The sequence below is a fragment of the Syntrophorhabdales bacterium genome (genome assembly GCA_035541455.1).
Taxonomy (GTDB): domain Bacteria; phylum Desulfobacterota; class Syntrophorhabdia; order Syntrophorhabdales; family WCHB1-27; genus JADGQN01.
The window spans coordinates 35,301-53,477 of sequence record DATKNH010000123.1 but is presented as its reverse complement, the minus strand read 5'-3'; the positions used below and the strand labels follow the sequence as shown (position 1 = coordinate 53,477).

Here is an 18,177-nt window from a genome sequence, read left to right as displayed (position 1 = left end):
AAGGTAGGCATGGAAATTGAGGTGCGATTGTTCGCGACCTTTCGGGATTACCTGCCAAAGGGCTCCGTGGCTTCGTTCAAGAAAAGCCTGCGGGAAGGCATGGCGGTGGACAGGATCGCGGACGAGATACATTTGCCGTCTGACACGCCGAAGATATTTATAGTGAACGGTAATGTGGTGACCGGAGACTACATGGTCGGGGACGGAGATATCCTCAGCATATTCCCGCCGGTCGCCGGAGGATAAAGAGAAGCGAAAGTAATGAGTTCCGGGGCTATTGCAGTCCTCACGTTCTGCCGATAAGCACTATAGGACTCGTACCCGGTAAACAGTCCGTAAAGATTGCCTAAGGGGTGCCCCAGCTATGAAAATCAAGACGGATGAGCCGTCCCGCATCATTACAGAACAGGCTGGGAAAAGGCCCAAGACTCATGATGCTAACAAGTTTGGCAAGCTCCTGCAGAGGACCATGGAGTTCGAAAAGACACAGATGCGGGAGAATGCGAGTTCAGAGACGTCCGCACCCAAGAACGTCCAGGCGATGCGCGTAGACACCGTTGCCGGCATCGGAGCTCTGGCAGGTGCATCCACAGTAGAGCAGCAGGGGCTAATACTGGAGCGAGTCGAACAACTGCTCGATACGCTGGAAGAATACCAGCGAAATCTCGGGAATGCAAGCACTCCTGCTCAGTCGCTGCAGTCGCTCATAGGCCGCATGGAGGAGCAGAACAAATCGCTCGCTGCTGTCCTTGTTACGCTTCCCGACGGCGACAGCCTCAAAGATATTCTCAATCGCGTGCTTATTACGTCGGTGGTTGAGGTAGAGAAGTTCAAGCGCGGCGATTACTCTTAATGTCAATTTGAATTCAAGCGTATACCGCGTTGCCTTCGCCCCGTCTCACTGCGACGTACTTAAGGTACGCCTTCGTTCGCCATGGCTCGAGCGCCCGGGGTACCCGGCCGGAGGTTGGGTCGTCCGTCTTGAATTCAGATTGACACAAGAAGTAGCTCACGCTAACTTCCGTTTTTCGCTTTGGTTGCCCTCGTGCTTTCTCTTGACAGGCAAATCTCCCTTTTAGTAGACTCCGAAAGACAAATACCTCTACGTTCAAGAAGGAGAATACAAGAGACATGGACGAGGAAAAGCGCGAGGCAACGCTTGTACTGAAACCGGCCTACGAGGTTGGGTGCAACACTGTTGTCACAGGCCGCAAGCTTCCATCATTGACCTGGATGAACAATACCTTTGTTCCCGGTTGTAACGTATACGTCGAGTATGGCTGGATATGGGCTATCCCCGATCCAAACCCGCTCATCGGCGAACACACACACGACTTTGACCAGATAGTCCTGCACATTGGCACTGATCCTCACAATCCGGAAGACCTCGGCGCAGAATTTGAGATGACGATAGACGGCAAACCAGTCACGATAAACAAGACCCATTCTCTGTACCTGCCAGCGAAGATGAAACACGGGCAACTGGCGTGGAAACGAGTTGACAGACCGGTGATCGAAATGACGATAACACTCGGAGGCGGCACCGTGGAATCGGTTTCACCGGGTGCGCTGAAATAAGGAGCGGAACTCGCCCAACGAAGCACTGCGTAAAAGGCAGCGTGGCGTAGCGCTAGACCCGGATGGCGGCGTGGGGGCATAGCTCCTGGCAGCAGTAACAACGTATGCACTTGTTGTAATCAAATGCAGGAAACTCCTCGTCCGTTTTGATGGCGCTTGCCGGACAGACCTCTGCACACACTCCGCACTGCTTGCACATGTCCTGCGCGCATTTCGGCTTCCTCACAAAGAGCCTCTTCATAGTCTGACGTACGGCGCCCGGAAGGTTCCAACCCACGTCCATGGTCTTGGGCAGAAGAAAATCCCTGATTTCCGGCATGCCAAGGTTCACTATCTCTGCCATTTCAATTAAATCTTTTTCCATTGCAAGATTCATGAGCGGCAGGGGCGATGGAAGTGTCATGGCTCTTTCAATGAAGGCATCCAATGCGAGTACGTCGCGGGAAACCGCAATAAGGCCGATATCCCGTGGCCGGCCACTGGACGGCCCATCTCCGTCCATTGCAAGGATCCCGTCGAGAATGGTTATCGTGGGATTGACAAGGCGGCAGATGTCTATCAGTATTCCTGCGAAGAGCCGAGCATCCCGGCCTGCCTTTAAATGCCACTTGGCTTTCTCGAAGCGTGGCACAAAACCGAACATGTTCTTTACGCCCAGAGTCAACCCCATCATCGCGTGCGTCTTCAGCTTCGGCATGTTGACGATGATATCAAAGAACGCAGGGTCTTCGCCAAAGAGAAACTCGCGATAAGGAGAGACGCCGCGGGACTTCCTGATCACTCGTTTATCGAACGCTGCGACATTGATTCGCAGATCGTGCACCACCTCCATGATGCCAGAACCCTTGAGCGCCCTCTCTGTGGATTCATAACCAGGGCTGTCCCCCACATAGACATCACATCCCTTTTCGAGAAAGATTTGCCCCAAGGCTCTGATAAGCTGAGGATGAGTATTAACAGCCTTCTGAGGTGGCTTGCCTGCGAGCAGGTTAGGCTTCAGCAGCACCCTGCAAGGATCGAAAGCAAATCCAACTTCCGCGAAAGCCCGCTCGAGGAATCTGCGCAGCCCAGAGGAATCATACCCGTCACATCTTCCTGCCACCACTATCGACACTGGACTCCCCCGGGGCAAAGCTTACCTGCGTGAAGAGTAATTGCATGGTACCGTCAGGCCCCTTCCAGGTGATCTTGTTTCTTCCCTTGCGATCGCGATCATAGATTACACGGTAGCCTGCTCGTTCTATAACGCTCGATCCATTTACCTGCTGACGATCACCCTTCATTGCCAGATCATCCATAAAGTTCTCTATGCGGAAACCATAGTGCTCCTCAAAAATCCGCTCGTCTGTGCTCTTCTCATCCCCGGCTACGAGAAGGAAGTTGTCGCCTTCTTTCTTTATATAGGCTATTGTCTGGCCGAACATGCCGTAAATCTCAAGCACAAAGAGGGAGGGATAGTCCATCTTAATGCTGACAGTGCCGGAAAAATCTATTTTCCGCCAGGACATGGAAAGATCGCCGAGGGCCTCCAGATACTGAAGCCTCTCAGGCCATTCAACCGCTTCTTTTCTTGGAATTGATGCGCACGAACTAAGCAGGGCAAAGGAGAGTAAACAGATGCAGGCTATCTTCACTTCTTCTTTTCAAGATCCTTCAACTTTTCTTCCAGGATCTGTTTGCGCTCACCTTTCGTGTCCAGCTTCAGCGCTTTCTGCAGAAACTGGGTTGCCTGAGCACGATCGCCCAGTTTCAGGTATGCGTCTCCCACGTGCTCTGCAATGACAGGGTCATCCGGCGCCTTCTGGTGCGCCTTCATGAGTTCGTCTGCTGCTTTCCTGTAATCGCCCTTTTGATAGTAGAGCCATCCCAGGCTATCCTGTATGTAGCCGTCCCCCGGCTTGAGTTCGAGCGCCTTCTTTATCATTTCCTCTGCCTTATCGAGGTTTATCCCTTTTTCAGCCCACGTATAGCCGATAAAGTTGAGGGCATTCGCCTGATCAGGGTTCAAACTGAGTACCTGCTCCATGTACCGGAGTGCCGTATCCGTCTGCTTGTTCTTCTCATGTAGGACTCCCAGTTCATACAGCACATCGATATTCTCGGGCTCCACTTTTAGTGCATCCTCCAGCACTTTGATGCCGGCGCCGTAATCCCCTTTTTCCTCATAGAGTCCCGAAAGCATCAGGTATAAGTCAATGTTCTTCGGATCGCTCGCAAGCATCTCTTTGATTTTTGCAACGCCCTGGTCGACGAGTCCTGCCTTGATATAAAGGGGCCCAAGGCTCTTGTTCGCGGCCTTCGCTTCTTCCGTCCCGGGCTCGATCTTCAAGATCTCGTCGATGGCCCTTTTTGTATCACCTATTTCCTGCAGGGCAAGGGCGAGATAGAGCCTGACCTTGTTATCCTTCGGCCTCGAGGCCAGCACCAGATTGAACTCCCGTATAGCCTCTTCATAGCGACCACGTTCCAGATGAAGCAAGCCTATGTTCTCCCTGACTGAAACATCTTCACGATTCATATCGGAGAGTTTCTCGAATTCGAAGATGGCCCGGTCATACTCCTTCTTCCGTACATAGATAGCTGCGAGGCGTGAGCGGGCTCTCTTATTCTGAGGATTGAGTGCGATCACCTTCTCATACAGTTCCTTCGCCCGATCGACGGCACCTTCAATCTCGTATATGGCACCCAGGTCAAAAAGCGCCAGCTCAAAGTTCGGCCTCATGTCCAGCACTTTCGTATAGTATTCTTTCGCCTTTACATAGTTCTTCTGCTCGGCATAGAGCCTCCCGGAATAGTAAAGGGCCATTATGTTATCTTCGTCGTATTTCAGGACCGTCTGGTAGTTGCTGAGCGCCTTCTCATAGTTCTTCTGCGCAATATAAATGGAACCGAGATAGATGTAAGCATCGATGTCCTCGGGGTCAATACTGATGCAGCGCTCGTAGAGCTCTTTGGCTTTATCCGTCTCTCCCCTCGATGATTGGAGACCGGCGAGCAACTTCATCGTGGTACAATTGTTTGGATCGATGCGGAGCGCTTCCTTGAGTTGCTCTTCGGCTTTGGGCAATTCCCCCATGTTTGTGTAGAGCAAGGCAAGCTCGCCCCGTATGCTCGACGAGTTTGGGTCGTTGTGCAAAGCCGCCCGATAGCCTTCCACAGCCTGGTCGTATCTACCTTCCTGGGCAGCCCGGTATCCCTTGAGAAAGTTGAAATAAGCGGCCCCGCTATCCGCGCTGAGGCTAGACGCACCGACAGTGGCACTGACCAGAAGCGTGATGAGGAGAGTCAGAGATCTATTCACATATCCCCTTGCAATTCATTCATAATACAACTTTTTCGCAGACGGGCCAAGAGAAAGAAACAAATGGCCTCACCGTATCAGACTGCCGATCCGCGACCAGCGAATATACTCCAGCGGGTTGGACGCGTTGGCGTTCCAGGAGAAGTAGATGATCAGCGCCCTCCCGACAAAATCATCGTACTTGACAAAACCCCAGAAGCGACTGTCCAGGCTCCGGTCTCTGTTATCGCCCATGACAAAGTAGGAATCCTTAGGCACTGTCAGAGGGCCAAGATTATCTCTCGGCGAGAAATAACCAGGAATAACGGTTGGCTCAGCAAAGACTGCCTGCGGATAATCGGCTCGCTTGCTGTTGACATAGACTGCTTTATCTTTGATCTCGACAACGTCTCCTTCTTTGGCAATCACCCTCTTGATGAAGTCCTTGGTCCTGTCCTCAGGGTATCGAAAGACGACGACATCCCCCCGATCCGGCCCTTTGATGTGGAGCAGCACGATATCAGTAAAGGGTACTTTCACCACGTAGCTCAGTCGGTTGACCAGGAGATGGTCTCCGATAAGGAGCGTGGGCTCCATCGATGACGATGGTATCTTGAATGCCTGCACCACAAAGCTTCGCACGACGAACGCGATGAGTGCTGCAATGATCAGTGACTCTGCGTATTCTCTCCATTTACTCTTAGCCGCACTCTGAGTCACTACCACCGTGCCGGCAGCCGCTTTCGAACCAGAGTTATTCTGCTTCTTTGATTGATCTTGCCGTTTTGATTTACTCAACTCAGTTCATCTCGCTTTCTTCTATCGCAATGTCTTCAGTCTTCATGCTGCGTTCACTCATGACCCGCACCCCTTGACCCATGGCCCTATCTCTTACATCTTTTCCGGCGCGCTCACCCCGAGTATTTCCAACCCGCTCCTTATCACCTGCTGCAGTATGTGGAGGAGCATGAGGCGGGCTCTGGTGAGATTGATCTCATTCTTCAGCACACGGACCTTGTTGTAATACCGGTGAAAGCTTCCCACCAGTTCCACGAGGTAGAAGGTGAGCCTGTGGGGCTCAAGGCTCCTCGCGCCCCCTTCCACAACAGAATAGAAGCGCAAGATACCCTTTATGAGTTCAATCTCCTCCGGAAGCACCAAGAGGCTTGCATCCACCTCTTTACCGTCTGTACTATCTACGCCTTCTTCCTTTGCAAGGCGAAAAATGGATGCAATTCTCGCATGGGCATACTGCACGTAAAAAACAGGATTCTCATTTGATGTCTTCTTCGCCAGGTCCAGATCAAACTCCAGGTGGGCATCGCTCTTTCTCATCAGAAAGAAAAAGCGCGTAGCGTCTCTGCCCACTTCATCCATGACCTCCCTCAGCGTCGTAAACTGGCCTGCTCTCGTTGACATGCCTATTGGTTTTCCATCCCTCAAGAGCGTGACAAACTGAATGAGAATGACCTTCAGGCTCTCCTTGTCTTTTCCCAGAGCCTCGATGGACGCCTTGAGACGCGGTATGTATCCATGATGATCAGAACCCCAGATATCAACTAGTATATCAAATCTCCGCGCAAATTTTTGACTGTGGTAGGCTATGTCCGATGCGAAGTAGGTTTTTTCTCCATCCGACTTAACTATTACCCGATCCTTCTCATCCCCCTTTTCATCCATCTTAAACCACAGGGCGCCTTCCTGCTCATACAGATAGCCGCCTCTCTTGAGCGTATCGATCGTTTCGTCCACATGCCCTTCTTCAAAAAGCGTCCGCTCATGATAGTAGTTATCGAACCTGACACCAAAATCCTCAAGGTCTTCTCGAATGCCACGCAGCACAACATCTGCAGCGTAACGGGCCATGAACCGAACAGCCTCCGGTTCCTCTTCCGGGACGGAGAGGTTTTCCGCGATTATCCGGCCGGCTATGTCTCTGACATAGGCCCCCTGGTAGAGGTTCTCCGGATACTGGACGCTTGCTCCTCCAATCTCTTTCCATCTCAGATAGACGGACCTGCCCAGAGTTTCGATCTGCCGCCCTGCATCATTCACGTAATACTCCGTGACCACGTCATAACCTGCCTTGCGCAAAAGCTTTGCAAGAACGTCACCGACGGCAGCACCCCGGCCATGCCCCACATGCAACGGTCCGGTAGGGTTTGCGCTGACGAATTCGATGAGCACCCTCTTTCCCTCTCCGACATCGGGTAAAAATGGCACCAGCCCTTGTTCGGCTATAACGTTTATTGTCGAGCGGTACACGTCGTCACGCACGTGGAAGTTAATGAACCCCTTGGCGGCGACATCTACGTTTGAGCAGACGGCGCTAAAATCCATGCACTCGATAAGGTTCTTGGCAATTTCTTCAGGCTTCTTCCTCAAGCTCCGCGCCAGCAGAAATGCCAGATTTGTAGAGTAGTCTCCGTGCTCGGGTTCTTTTGGAATCTCTATGATCGGCTTTATCTCTGTTCCGGGAGGGAACATGCCTTTTTCGATGCAGCGCTCTGCTGCATCCCTGATGATGGTCACAATCTTTTTCCGTATCACAAGAGTCTGCCTTGGTGCCACACATTGAGGCACCCGCAAGCGGGTACCCGGTCGCCCGCTTCAATGGGTTTCGTGGAGTCCCGTCATGTGGGCATCAGGATTTCGCTGTAAAAATCAGGCCTTCTTTCTTTGAGGATAGGCCATTCTCTGCGCACTTCCCTCAGAGTCTCGAGATTCACGTCGGCCAGCAGAATACCGTCCTGTCTTCCCGTAGGGCCACCCAGAAGCTCGCCTTCAGGATTTACACAGAAGCTCATGCCGTAAAAGTCCTGCGTATCCTCGCTTCCCACCCGGTTGACCCTCATGACAAAAATGCTGTTGGTGATCGCATTTGCCGTGATAACCGTCTGCCAGATGTGTTGCGACTTGAAGGCGCAGGCAGTAGGCGCAAAAACGATATCAGTCCCCTTGAGGGCAAGAATGCGCGTTCCTTCGGGGAAGAGGTTATCCCAGGAAATCTGCACGCCGATTCTCCCATATTTTGTCTCGAAAACAGGAAGACCCCGATCGCCGGTAGAGAAATAGAATTTCTCTTCCCAGAGAGGAATATCGGGTACGTGCACTTTCCTGTATGTACCGCAGACAGCGCCGTCCGCGTCAATCACCACCGCGCTGTTGAAGTATCGGGCATCCTCCCGTTCAAAAATGGGAAGTATCACGGCTGCGCCCGCGTCAGCGGCTTTTTTTCTCATGAGTTCAATCACAGGGCTGGATACCGTATCTGCGGCGGCGAAGGCTTTTTCGTCTCTCCCATTTGGAAACCAGTGAAGGTTGAACAGTTCCTGGAAGCAGATGATCTGCGCACCCGCCTCGATAGCCATATCAGCCATCTTCAGGCCTTTTTCTACGTTCTTCTCCTTATCCTTCACGCATGCGAACTGAATTCCGGCTATCTTCATTTCACTTGTTGTTTGTAGCGATGATGATGGACCAGGGGTCCAGCTTGTTTTTCTTGAATACTTCTTTGATGTGGAGACTGCAGTGGTTAGAGAGTAAATTAATGGAAAGGTCTGATCTCCAGCCCCACCTTTCACAAAGGGGAGAAAAAAGATTCTCCAGCTTCTTTACAATACCGTTGTTGCTGCAGAAGTGGTTCAGGATCACAATGTTCCCGCCCTTCTTCGTCACCCTCTTCATTTCAGCAACCATCTTTTCCGGGTTCGGGACCACGGTGACGACAAAAGCGGCGACCGAGTGATCAAAGCTGTCATCTGCAAAAGTCAGGTTCTCGCCGTCCATCTCAAGGAGATGCACGTTGTCCAGCTGCATGGCTTCTTTCTTGTCCTGCGCTTTCTCAAGCATCTTGCGGGTCACGTCAACACCGACAAGCATGCAGGATTCAGGGTACATATGAAGCGAGATCCCCGTTCCGACTCCAACCTCGAGTATCCTGTCGCCTTCCTGGATGTCGGATCTGCTCAAACCCAGCTTAATCCTTGGGGAAAAAACGTGCGAAAAACACAAATCGTATACCGACGAATATTGACCGTAAATTGTGCGTACCTGTTCCCTGTTCATGCGCACACAAACTACCAGATAGACGGGGCCCTGTCAAGCAAAACCTCATCGCGGCATTCAGCCCGTGATCCCGATCAGTCCGCCTTCACAACGAATGGTCAAAAAAGGTGAACGGGCAGATCAGGATCACCAAGCTGAATCCCCTTGCCGTCGAAGTAAAGGGAGACCGCCCTGATCTCCACGCCGGCACCTGCTGCCTGTCTCAGAAGGGCCGCCACGGCGGGATCACCGCCCTCAAAGGGACGGAACGCTGCAGCATCCTTGAATGCTGCTATGAAGCAGATTGCCCCTCTCAGCTTCCGGCGAGCGTGATCGATAAGGACCCGGATGTGCCTCTGCCCCCGGAGCGTGAGGCAGTCCGGGTACATTGCATACCTTCCCTGCTGCAAAGCAGCACTCTTGACCTCAATATAAAGCTCTCCGGGAGCACTGTCCTTCACTAATGCATAGTCAAGCACGCTATCGCCAAGCCTCGGGTTCCTTCTTTGGAGGCGCCAACCGGAAAGCCATTCTATCCTCTCTTCGGCAAGCGCCCGCTCAAACGCCCGCATCTGAAATTGCGTGTCGATAAGCGTCCAGGCCGATGCCGACTCTATCTCTGGGGCTCGCGTCGCCCCCTCCATCGGCAAAGCCGCCGGAGCCTTCCCCTCTCGCTCACTGTGTTCGCTAGATAGAGTTCCACGGACAACGGTATTCCGGGTTTGCCTGTGAGACTCTATCGCAAACAGCTTGTAGGAAGTCTTGCCGCCAGGGGACGGAAGGCATGCTGCTTTTCGCCCGGAGACGAGGAGCTCAAGGAGCCTGCCTGTGTTATTGATATGGGCGTGTTCTCCCCGGCCGTCGACTGAAATCTCCACGACAAACCGATTCAGCCGTCTTCTTATGACACACTCTATGTAGCTAGGGATGTTCAGCAGGCATTCCCCGTTCCTCGTTCCTGCTGGCTCGTCCGCATGCATGATAACCGCAATGTAGGGGTCGGAATTTGATTAGCCTTCTCGTGACCCCCGACCACGTCCCCTGACCCGTCTCTTATGATTTCCACAATCCGTGCAGGCTGCAGTATTCTCTCGCAGTCACAGCCTCACCCTTCACCGCAAAGGAGGCCTTCGGCTCCTGTCCGGGCGTGAGGTACTGGCGTTCAATGCAGCCGGCAGGTGTCACAATCTCGATCCACTCAATGTAGTGTTTCTCTTCCATCGGATGGGCCACACTGCCAACCTTTACCGCTACCCCGTCCTGCGTCTTCTCGACAACAGGCACGTGCTTCTCCAGAGAGGCCTCTACAGTGTTCTCAGCCATCAGCTTCATCGGCTGGTTGCAGCAAGCCAGCACACCCTTACCTGCGTGTGTCACCTCGACTATGTTTCCGCATACGTCACATTTGTACACCTGCATCCGATCAGCCATTCTTATCCTCCTTTTTTAGAAATGGTATGCTGCAAGATCTTCTTGGATCTCGCTCGCGCTCTCTCTTCTTCTGTCAGGCAAGTCTTGCATGTGCCCTTGAAATAACCGTGTATGTCTTCAACCCTGTGTCCCATGACTTCGCCTACACCCGCATACTTGCACCGTATCTCGATATCGAGAATTGAGCCGCACCGCTTGCACAAGAAGTGATGGTGCGCCTCCCTTCTGCAATCATAGCGGCATTCCTCGGATGTAATGGTCAGGGCGATTGCCAATCCTTTTTCCACAAAGGCATTAAGCGTGTTGTACACGGTCGCCTTGGCCAGCATCGGCATCTCCCTGATAAGACTGTCGTGCACCATGCTCACCGTAGGATGGTCCAGTCTTCCCAGCATGTGCTCAAGTATCCGTATGCGTTGAAAGGACGGATTGAGACCGCTCTCTACCAGTGCTTCCCTGGGGGACCTCAGTTTTGTATTCATTCTAACTTTAGACTAAGTATCTTTTTGACCTGTGTCAAGAAAAATTAAGAAGATTTTCTTCTCTCCTTGCGTCCGTCACTAAGATGTATGAAACTTAAAGATACGCTCAAGAGGGAGGATTTCAGCGATGACCGAAAAGACAAACCAGGAACCGCAGGTAGCGCAGCTCGCCGATCTTATCGCCTATCAGACAGGCTCTGTCGTCAGCCGGGAAATAATCAGCCGGTCCACGGGCACAGTCACTCTATTCGCCTTTGATGCGGGCCAGGGCCTGAGCGAACACACCGCACCCTTTGACGCCATGGTGTCCCTGCTCGATGGCGAGGTGGAGATCACCATATCAGGGAAAAAGCATCTTCTCCAGAAAGGCGACATGATCGTGATGCCGGCGCACCAGCCTCACGCTCTCAGGGCAGTGACGAAATTTAAGATGCTCCTGGTGATGATAAAGTCGTAAGAGCAGGCTCACGGCCCTGTCTTCACCGCCCGATTCCTTTTCCTGACGTTTGTTCTTGCTGCTAGGCGCCGGACCGCCGAATCGGTCTTCGCGGCCGGACATTTTTTGCTTGACTTTGGAAACTATAAATACTATGTTAGTTTCCTGAGTGCAATATGGCTGCCCGCAAGTCAGTGCTGCTTAATGAACAATCCACGACGACCACGGTGGGCCAGTCTGTCCGCAGGCGGATAATCACAAATGCCAGGCGACGCTTTCTGGCTCATGGGTTTCGGATCATCACCATGGATGATCTGGCGACGGATCTGGGCATGAGCAAGAAGACACTCTATGCCCATTTCCCGAATAAGGTGGCCCTGCTGGAAGCTGTGCTGCGTGACAAGATGCATGACATTGACGTGGACCTGGGGCGTATAGCGTCCGGCGACATTTCCAGCTTTCCGGCCTTGCTTCAAGAACTCAGCGCCTGCCTTCGGCAGCACCTCGAAGAAATCCAGCCCTCCTTTCTCTGGGACATCCAGCGGGAACAGCCCGACATGTTCCTGCTCGTCCAGAAACGGCGGCTGGAGATGATTCACCGGTATTTCGGGAAAGTCCTGGAAGAAGGACGGAAAGCCGGTCTGATCTGCAAAGACCTACCGCCAGCATTCATCATCGAATTACTGTTGGCAGCGGTAGAGAGCATTCTCACGCCGCAGAAGATGAAGGAGATGGAACTCACACCACCTGACGGGTTCCTGGCCATCATAAGGGTGGTCCTTACAGGCATTATGACCGAGAAAGGAAGGGCAAGAATGTCAAAGTGGGGAGAGCCACGCATGTCGTCCAGGAAGACCCGCTTGAGAGAGGGATAGCCATGGTCGCGCCCCCTTTTGCTCTGGAGAAGCCACCACGCTCTTCGCGCACTAAGGAAGAAATAGGACGTGAGCGTCTGTGCAACGGTGTCAACCAGATGAGGAGCGCAGGGCTGGCCGTGCTCGCGCTTGTTGTCGTTCTTCTCCTTTGCTCGTGCACTGTTGGACCGAACTTCGTTAAGCCTGGAACTGCGGTATCACCTGCCTGGCTCGATGCGGACGACTGGCGCGTCAAGACAGGCCCTGCCGAATACAGAGCCTGGTGGAAGGCGTTTAATGATCCGGTGCTGGACAGACTGATCGAGCGGGCCTACCAGGGGAACCTGTCCCTCAGGATTGCAGGGGTGCGGGTTCTGGAGGCTCGCGCCCAGCTGGGGATTGCTGTCGGAAGACTCTATCCTCAAGCCCAGCAGGCTTTCGGTTCGCTCCAGGAAATCCGCACAAGCGAACGATCCGCGTTGGGCGCCATCGTGGGTTCCAGCCCTTTGCCTCGCGTAGACAACATTTTCGATTACTGGCAGGACCAGATCGGCGTCAGTGCAAGCTGGGAGATTGACTTCTGGGGAAAATTCAGGCGCGCCATCGAATCAGCCGATGCAAATCTGCGTGCCACGATGGCCGACTACGACAGCGCTCTGGTGAGCCTCACGGCTGACGTGACAAATTCTTATATCGCGATCAGGACTCTTGAAAAGAGGCTTGCTATTGCCCGCCAGGCCGTCGAGACCCAAAAAGAGAGCCTCAAGATTGCCGAGGATCGGCTGCGGTACGGCATGGCCCCACGATTGGATGTGGAGCAGGCAAAGACACTCCTCAACGATACTTCGGCCGCAATCCCAGCGCTCGAAGCCCAACTGCGACAGGCCAAGAACTCACTTAGCCTTCTTTTGGGTATGCTCCCGGGCGATCTGACCGAGATTCTGCAGGGTTCTTCGGAAATCCCTGTTGCGCCGCCCGAGATAGTAGTCGGTATCCCCAACGATCTTCTCCGCAGACGGCCCGACATTCGGAGTGTCGAGTACCAGGCGGCGGCACAGAGTGCCCAGATAGGCATGGCCAAGGCAGACCTCTACCCTGCTTTCTCCCTGACGGGAACGTTCGGCTTTCTCTCTACAAACGTCAGCGATTTCAAACTGAGCAACATGTTCAACTGGGACAGTCGGACCTTCCAGTGGGGCCCCTCTGCCCAGTGGAACATCTTCAACTACGGCCGCATCACGAACAATGTCCGGGTACAGGATGCGCGGCTGGAGCAACTTTTGATCGCCTACCAGAACACCGTTCTCAAAGCGCACAAGGAGGTCGAAGATGCTCTCGTTGCATATCTCAAGGCCCAGGAAAGGGCTGAGTTTCTCAACCGGAGCACAGCGGCGGCCAGGAACACTCTCGATTTTGCAATCGACCAATACCGGGAAGGGCTCAAGGATTTCACCACGGTTCTGATCGCCCAGCAGGCTCTCCTGAGCGAGCAGGACAACCTCACCATCACCCTTGGCAATCTCTCCAGCAATCTGGTGGCAGTCTACAGGGGACTGGGGGGTGGATGGGAGATTCGGGAGGGGCGTGAATTGGTACCGCATCAGATCACCGACGAGATGGCGAAACGGACTGACTGGGGCACGTTGCTCACACCGGCATCTTTTGAGAAGATTGCTCCCGAGGAGCGGAAATCATCGATCCGTCTCCCCGAATGGTGATGGGTGTTGTCAAAAGTCCTATGAAAACAGGATCCTGCCGGAACACTATTTCCCTCGCTGCTCCGCTCCGGGCGGTTGACCCACTAAAGGCTCGCAATCACTCAATCAGCGCGCCTACCCAAAGGGTACCCATGCGTGCAGATTGTCCTCCGGAACGTTCTTGCTCGCCTAGTGGGTACCCCAATCCGTCCTTGAAGTCGCAACTCGGGAAAAGTTCTTCCGGCAGGGCAGATTTTGATAATTACCTGGTGATGAGCCGATATACTTCGGAGAAAAGGGTTTGGCTGCCATGAAAAAGAAGATCATCGCTCTGCTCATTCTCATCTTAGTGGTCGTTTCGGTCATTCTTTTATATGCACGCTGGGGTGCGCAAAAGCCTCCATCAAAAGTTCTTTCGATTTCCGGCAACATCGAAGCCCACGAAAGCCTCGTGGGATTCAAGGTCCAGGGCCGTCTCGATGAACTACTCGTGGAAGAAGGTCAGTCCGTCAAAGAGGGAGACCTTATCGCGCGGCTTGACGGCAAGGACTACCTGCAGCAGGTCAACGTGGATGAAGCTGCGGTCTCATCCCGCCAGGCGGAATTGGACCTCGCGCTGGCCGGAAGCCGCACGCAGGAAATCAAGGCCGCAGAGCAGGCGGTGCTCGATGCTCAGGCTGATGTGGAGTTGAAGAAGATCGAGTTCCAGCGCAATCAGGCATTATACGAGAGGAACGCAGGAGTTTCTGCCGAGGCGAGGGACGTTGCAGCCACGAATCTTAAACGGTCCCAGGCTACGTACGAGCGGAGCAAGCAGACGTATGATGAGCTCGTGGAAGGCACACGCAAGGAGCAGATTGCGATAAATCGAGCAAACGTGAACACAGCGAAGCAGAATCTCACGCTTTCCCGCATTCGGCTCGAATACACGTCACTACTGGCGCCGAAGAACGGCGTTGTGACCGTGCGTCAGGCCGAGCTTGGCGAAGTGATGCAGCCGGGAACGCCGGTTGTTACGATTGCCGATTTGGACCATCTGTGGCTGCGCGGGTACGTTGCCGAAACAGATCTGGGAAAGGTTCGATGGGGACAATCTGCTACGGTGAAGACAGATACGTTTCCCAACAAGACGTACATAGGCCGTGTGTCGTTCATCTCGTCCGTGGCTGAATTTACGCCGAAGAGCGTCGAAACACATAAAGAACGCGTCACGTTAGTCTATCGAATCAAAATCGATCTGGAAAATCCCAATCACGACCTGAAGCCCGGCATGCCCGCCGATGCCGAGATTAATGTGACAGCTCGCTGATTTCTTATGAGTGATAATGGCTACGCCATCAAAGTAGATGAGTTGACCATGCAGTTCCCCGGCGTTGTCGCCGTGGACCACCTGAGCTTCGATGTGAAACCCGGTGAAATTTTCGGTTTGGTTGGACCCGACGGCGCAGGCAAAACAACTACGCTGCGCATGCTTGCCGGTGTGCTCACACCAAGTTCCGGGCGGGCAACAGTTGCCGGCCTTGATGTGGGCCGCCACCCCGAGCGGGTCAAACATCATATCAGCTATATGTCCCAGCGCTTCGGTCTCTATGAAGATCTGACCGTGGATGAGAATATTCGTTTTTACGCCGGTGTTTTCGGCATGTCCAGAGCTGACAGGGAGCGGCGCGCAGCCAGCCTGCTTGATGCCGCGGGCATGGGCCCTTTCGGTAAACGGCTTGCGGGAAAGCTCTCCGGCGGAATGAAGCAGAAGCTGGGATTGATATGTGCCTTGATACACACACCGCAGGTGATTCTTCTCGACGAACCGACGAACGGCGTTGATCCGGTCTCCCGCCGCGATTTCTGGCGTATTCTCTATTCTCTGCTCGGCGAAAACGTTGCAATACTCATCTCCACTTCTTATCTCGATGAAGCAGAGCGATGCCACCGCGTCGCCTTGTTGCATCAGGGGCGGCTCCTCTATTCCGATACGCCTGCAGAGCTGAAGAAGAAAATATCGGGAGACGTTGTTGTCGTGGTTTCGCCTGAACCGAGACGGCTTAAGGATCTGTTGAGAGACACGGAGGGCGTATTGAATATGGTATTGGTGGGAGATGGATTGCATCTCATGGTGGATGATGCGAAGAGACGGATTCCCGAGCTTCGGGCACAGATTCAATCGGCCAATCTACCGGTTGATCGGATCGAACGGATCGTCCCAAACGTAGAGGACCTCTTTGTTCAGACAGTCGAAAATGCACGTGCGAGGAATGGAAAAGAATAACGGCACTCCGTCTGTGATCGTTAACAATCTGGTCAAAAAGTTCGGCGATTTCGTTGCCGTGGACCACGTCTCGTTCGAGGCGCAGCCCGGAGAGATATTCGGTTTCCTCGGACCAAATGGCGCAGGCAAATCCACAACCATACGGATACTGTGCGGCCTGCTGCGTCCCACAGAAGGCAAGGCCACGGTGGCAGGCCTTGACGTTGCGCGTCAGCCCGAAGCAGTGCGTCAAAAGATCGGCTACATGTCTCAGAAGTTCTCGCTCTACAATGATCTGAAAGTGATAGAGAACATCAGGTTCTTTGCGGGTATGTACAGCGTGCCGGATGCGGCAATGGCTGAACGAGCTGATTGGGTCCTGGAGATGGCAGGGTTGAAAGGCCGTGAGTCCGCATTGACAGGCACCCTGGCAACCGGATGGAAGCAGCGTCTGGCCTTAGGGTGCGCAGTGCTGCACCACCCTTCGATACTATTTCTTGATGAACCGACTTCAGGCGTGGACCCCGTATCAAGGCGACAGTTCTGGGAGTTGATTCACCGCATGGCTGCGGAGGGCGTTACCGTGTTTGTCACAACACACTATATGGACGAGGCGGAATACTGTCGCCAGCTCGTCTTGATCGATCGTGGTAAGGTTGTTGCCTCCGGTTCGCCATCTGAACTCAAGTCAGGAGCAATGAAGGGTGAGCTTCTGCTCGTGGGGTGTGAGCCGCTGGGTGATGCTCTGGAACTTCTTCAGAACGCACCCGGCGTTCTGGATGCAGCTATTTTCGGCAGCGCCGTCCATGTTGTGGTGACTGACGCACAAGAGGGGATGGCAGGTCTCATGGAGTATCTCTCGGAGCACGGTGTCACCGTGTCAAAAATGGAACCGATCAGCCCCACACTGGAAGACGTATTCGTAGCGCTCACGACACGGCAGGCAGAATCTCGCACGAAATCAGCGGAGGCGAAAAACGTGCAATGAAGCTGCACAGGCTGGTCGCCGTAGCCAAGAAAGAAGTGCTTCAGATCGTGCGTGATGCCAGGAGCGTAGGTATTGTTGTGGCAATGCCGATCGCGATGATGCTTGCATTCGGCTATGGCATCAGCCTCGATATCAAGCATCTGCCCGTATACGTCTTCGACCGCGAAGGCAGCCAGCAGAGCCAGAACCTACTGAAGCATTTTCAGGCATCTGAGTATTTCAATGTAAAAAAGGCGGTATCTGATTATGCGGCGCTCGTTCGCGCGCTCGACAGGGGTGCCTGCAAGCTCGCCATCGTGATTCCCCATGACTTCTCTCTCAGGCTCAATGCAGGCGGGCCGGTGAGCATACAGGCGTTGATCGATGCGACAGACAGCAACACTGCAAATATCGCGATTGCCTACAGCCAGGCTGTGATCCAGACCTATTCGCAACGGGTTCAACTCGACTGGATCCAGCGTCATGGAATCAAGAAGATGAATCCGCCGATCAGTGTGGAGTCGAGGACCTGGTTCAATGAGAATCTTGAGAGCATGGTCAACATCGTGCCCGGGGTTGTCGTCATTGTAATGGCCGTGATCGGGGTATTCCTGACCGCTCTGACCATTGCACGCGAATGGGAAAGAGGCACCATGGAACAGCTTATCTCCACTCCCGTGACCGAGCTCGAATTGATGCTCGGCAAGCTGGCTCCTTATTTTGTTATCGGCATGCTGGATACCTGTTTGTGCGTCGGGTTTGGCACATTATGGTTCGGCGTGCCTTTCCGCGGCAGCTGGAGCGTCTTCTTCATTGCCTCTGCTCTTTTTCTGATCGTGGTTCTGTCGCTCGGATATTTCTTTTCCGTTGTTGCGAAATCACAGCTTGCAGCCAGTCAGATTTCGCTCCTCGCCACATTCCTCCCGGCATTCTTGCTGTCGGGATTTCTCTTTCCGATAGAGCAGATGCCCGTCGCCGTTCAGGCGGTGACGTATATCATGCCGGCAAGGTACTATATGGACGTGATCCGCAATGTCTTCCTGAAAGGATCGCCGATCACACTACTGCTGAATGATCTCCTTGCCCTGGCGTTTATGTCGTGCCTTCTCGTCTTCGTCGCGACACGCAGTTTCAAGAAGAAACTGACCTAACGGGGAATT

At 53.5% G+C, this 18,177-nt stretch carries 20 protein-coding genes; 10 read left to right on the top strand and 10 right to left on the bottom strand.

What is annotated here, in order from left to right; all coding sequences use genetic code 11:
* Positions 1-9 precede the first annotated feature (9 nt).
* The 3 genes from VMT71_13270 (at position 10) to VMT71_13260 (ending at position 1,578) form a co-directional block, all read left to right on the top strand.
* On the top strand, positions 10-246 hold the full coding sequence (locus VMT71_13270) for a MoaD/ThiS family protein (protein ID HVN24936.1): 237 nt from the start codon (positions 10-12) through the stop codon (positions 244-246).
* A gap of 118 nt (positions 247-364) precedes the next feature.
* Positions 365-853, top strand: coding sequence for a hypothetical protein (locus VMT71_13265; protein ID HVN24935.1), 489 nt, complete (start codon positions 365-367; stop codon positions 851-853).
* Between the two features lie 278 nt (positions 854-1,131).
* Entirely contained in the window at positions 1,132-1,578 is a 447-nt protein-coding gene (locus VMT71_13260; protein HVN24934.1) for a hypothetical protein, read from the top strand.
* 52 nt (positions 1,579-1,630) lie between these two features.
* Here VMT71_13260 and VMT71_13255 read toward each other — a convergent pair whose 3' ends face one another.
* The 10 genes from VMT71_13255 to VMT71_13210 form a co-directional block, all read right to left on the bottom strand.
* The gene (locus VMT71_13255) at positions 1,631-2,692 is read right to left on the bottom strand and encodes a DUF362 domain-containing protein (protein ID HVN24933.1); all 1,062 of its coding nucleotides are present in this window, start codon (positions 2,690-2,692) and stop codon (positions 1,631-1,633) included.
* The gene (locus VMT71_13250; GenBank protein HVN24932.1) at positions 2,664-3,212 is read right to left on the bottom strand and encodes a hypothetical protein; all 549 of its coding nucleotides are present in this window, start codon (positions 3,210-3,212) and stop codon (positions 2,664-2,666) included. The genes VMT71_13255 and VMT71_13250 overlap by 29 nt, the downstream gene beginning before the upstream one ends.
* On the bottom strand, positions 3,209-4,879 hold the full coding sequence (locus VMT71_13245) for a tetratricopeptide repeat protein (GenBank protein ID HVN24931.1): 1,671 nt from the start codon (positions 4,877-4,879) through the stop codon (positions 3,209-3,211). The genes VMT71_13250 and VMT71_13245 overlap by 4 nt, the downstream gene beginning before the upstream one ends.
* 69 nt (positions 4,880-4,948) lie before the next feature.
* Positions 4,949-5,656: a signal peptidase I gene (lepB, locus tag VMT71_13240; protein ID HVN24930.1), complete on the bottom strand. Its 708-nt coding sequence runs from the start codon at positions 5,654-5,656 to the stop codon at positions 4,949-4,951.
* A gap of 93 nt (positions 5,657-5,749) precedes the next feature.
* On the bottom strand, positions 5,750-7,408 hold the full coding sequence (argS, locus tag VMT71_13235; GenBank protein HVN24929.1) for an arginine--tRNA ligase: 1,659 nt from the start codon (positions 7,406-7,408) through the stop codon (positions 5,750-5,752).
* Between the two features lie 83 nt (positions 7,409-7,491).
* On the bottom strand, positions 7,492-8,307 hold the full coding sequence (locus VMT71_13230; GenBank protein ID HVN24928.1) for a nitrilase-related carbon-nitrogen hydrolase: 816 nt from the start codon (positions 8,305-8,307) through the stop codon (positions 7,492-7,494).
* A gap of 1 nt (position 8,308) precedes the next feature.
* Entirely contained in the window at positions 8,309-8,830 is a 522-nt protein-coding gene (locus VMT71_13225) for a methyltransferase domain-containing protein (GenBank protein ID HVN24927.1), read from the bottom strand.
* 194 nt (positions 8,831-9,024) lie between these two features.
* Positions 9,025-9,885, bottom strand: coding sequence for a DNA/RNA nuclease SfsA (gene sfsA / locus VMT71_13220; protein HVN24926.1), 861 nt, complete (start codon positions 9,883-9,885; stop codon positions 9,025-9,027).
* Between the two features lie 73 nt (positions 9,886-9,958).
* The gene (locus VMT71_13215; protein ID HVN24925.1) at positions 9,959-10,336 is read right to left on the bottom strand and encodes a desulfoferrodoxin; all 378 of its coding nucleotides are present in this window, start codon (positions 10,334-10,336) and stop codon (positions 9,959-9,961) included.
* A 2-nt stretch (positions 10,337-10,338) separates the two neighbouring features.
* Complete coding sequence (locus VMT71_13210; GenBank protein HVN24924.1) at positions 10,339-10,818, bottom strand: transcriptional repressor; 480 nt, start codon at positions 10,816-10,818, stop codon at positions 10,339-10,341.
* A gap of 127 nt (positions 10,819-10,945) precedes the next feature.
* On the opposite strand from VMT71_13210, the gene VMT71_13205 reads away from it, so the two are divergent.
* From VMT71_13205 to VMT71_13175, 7 genes are all read left to right on the top strand, one after another.
* Positions 10,946-11,275: a cupin domain-containing protein gene (locus VMT71_13205; GenBank protein HVN24923.1), complete on the top strand. Its 330-nt coding sequence runs from the start codon at positions 10,946-10,948 to the stop codon at positions 11,273-11,275.
* A 155-nt stretch (positions 11,276-11,430) separates the two neighbouring features.
* Positions 11,431-12,129, top strand: coding sequence for a TetR/AcrR family transcriptional regulator (locus VMT71_13200; protein ID HVN24922.1), 699 nt, complete (start codon positions 11,431-11,433; stop codon positions 12,127-12,129).
* Entirely contained in the window at positions 12,078-13,826 is a 1,749-nt protein-coding gene (locus VMT71_13195; protein HVN24921.1) for an efflux transporter outer membrane subunit, read from the top strand. The genes VMT71_13200 and VMT71_13195 overlap by 52 nt, the downstream gene beginning before the upstream one ends.
* 289 nt (positions 13,827-14,115) lie before the next feature.
* A complete protein-coding gene (locus VMT71_13190) occupies positions 14,116-15,114 on the top strand; it encodes an efflux RND transporter periplasmic adaptor subunit (GenBank protein ID HVN24920.1) in 999 nt (332 codons plus the stop codon).
* Positions 15,115-15,120: 6 nt separating this feature from the next.
* A complete protein-coding gene (locus tag VMT71_13185) occupies positions 15,121-16,071 on the top strand; it encodes an ABC transporter ATP-binding protein (protein HVN24919.1) in 951 nt (316 codons plus the stop codon).
* Positions 16,058-17,038, top strand: a complete 981-nt coding sequence (locus VMT71_13180; protein HVN24918.1) for an ABC transporter ATP-binding protein — start codon at positions 16,058-16,060, stop codon at positions 17,036-17,038. Before VMT71_13185 ends, VMT71_13180 begins: the two co-directional genes overlap by 14 nt.
* Positions 17,035-18,168: an ABC transporter permease gene (locus VMT71_13175; protein ID HVN24917.1), complete on the top strand. Its 1,134-nt coding sequence runs from the start codon at positions 17,035-17,037 to the stop codon at positions 18,166-18,168. The genes VMT71_13180 and VMT71_13175 overlap by 4 nt, the downstream gene beginning before the upstream one ends.
* The last annotated feature ends 9 nt before the right edge of the window (positions 18,169-18,177 follow it).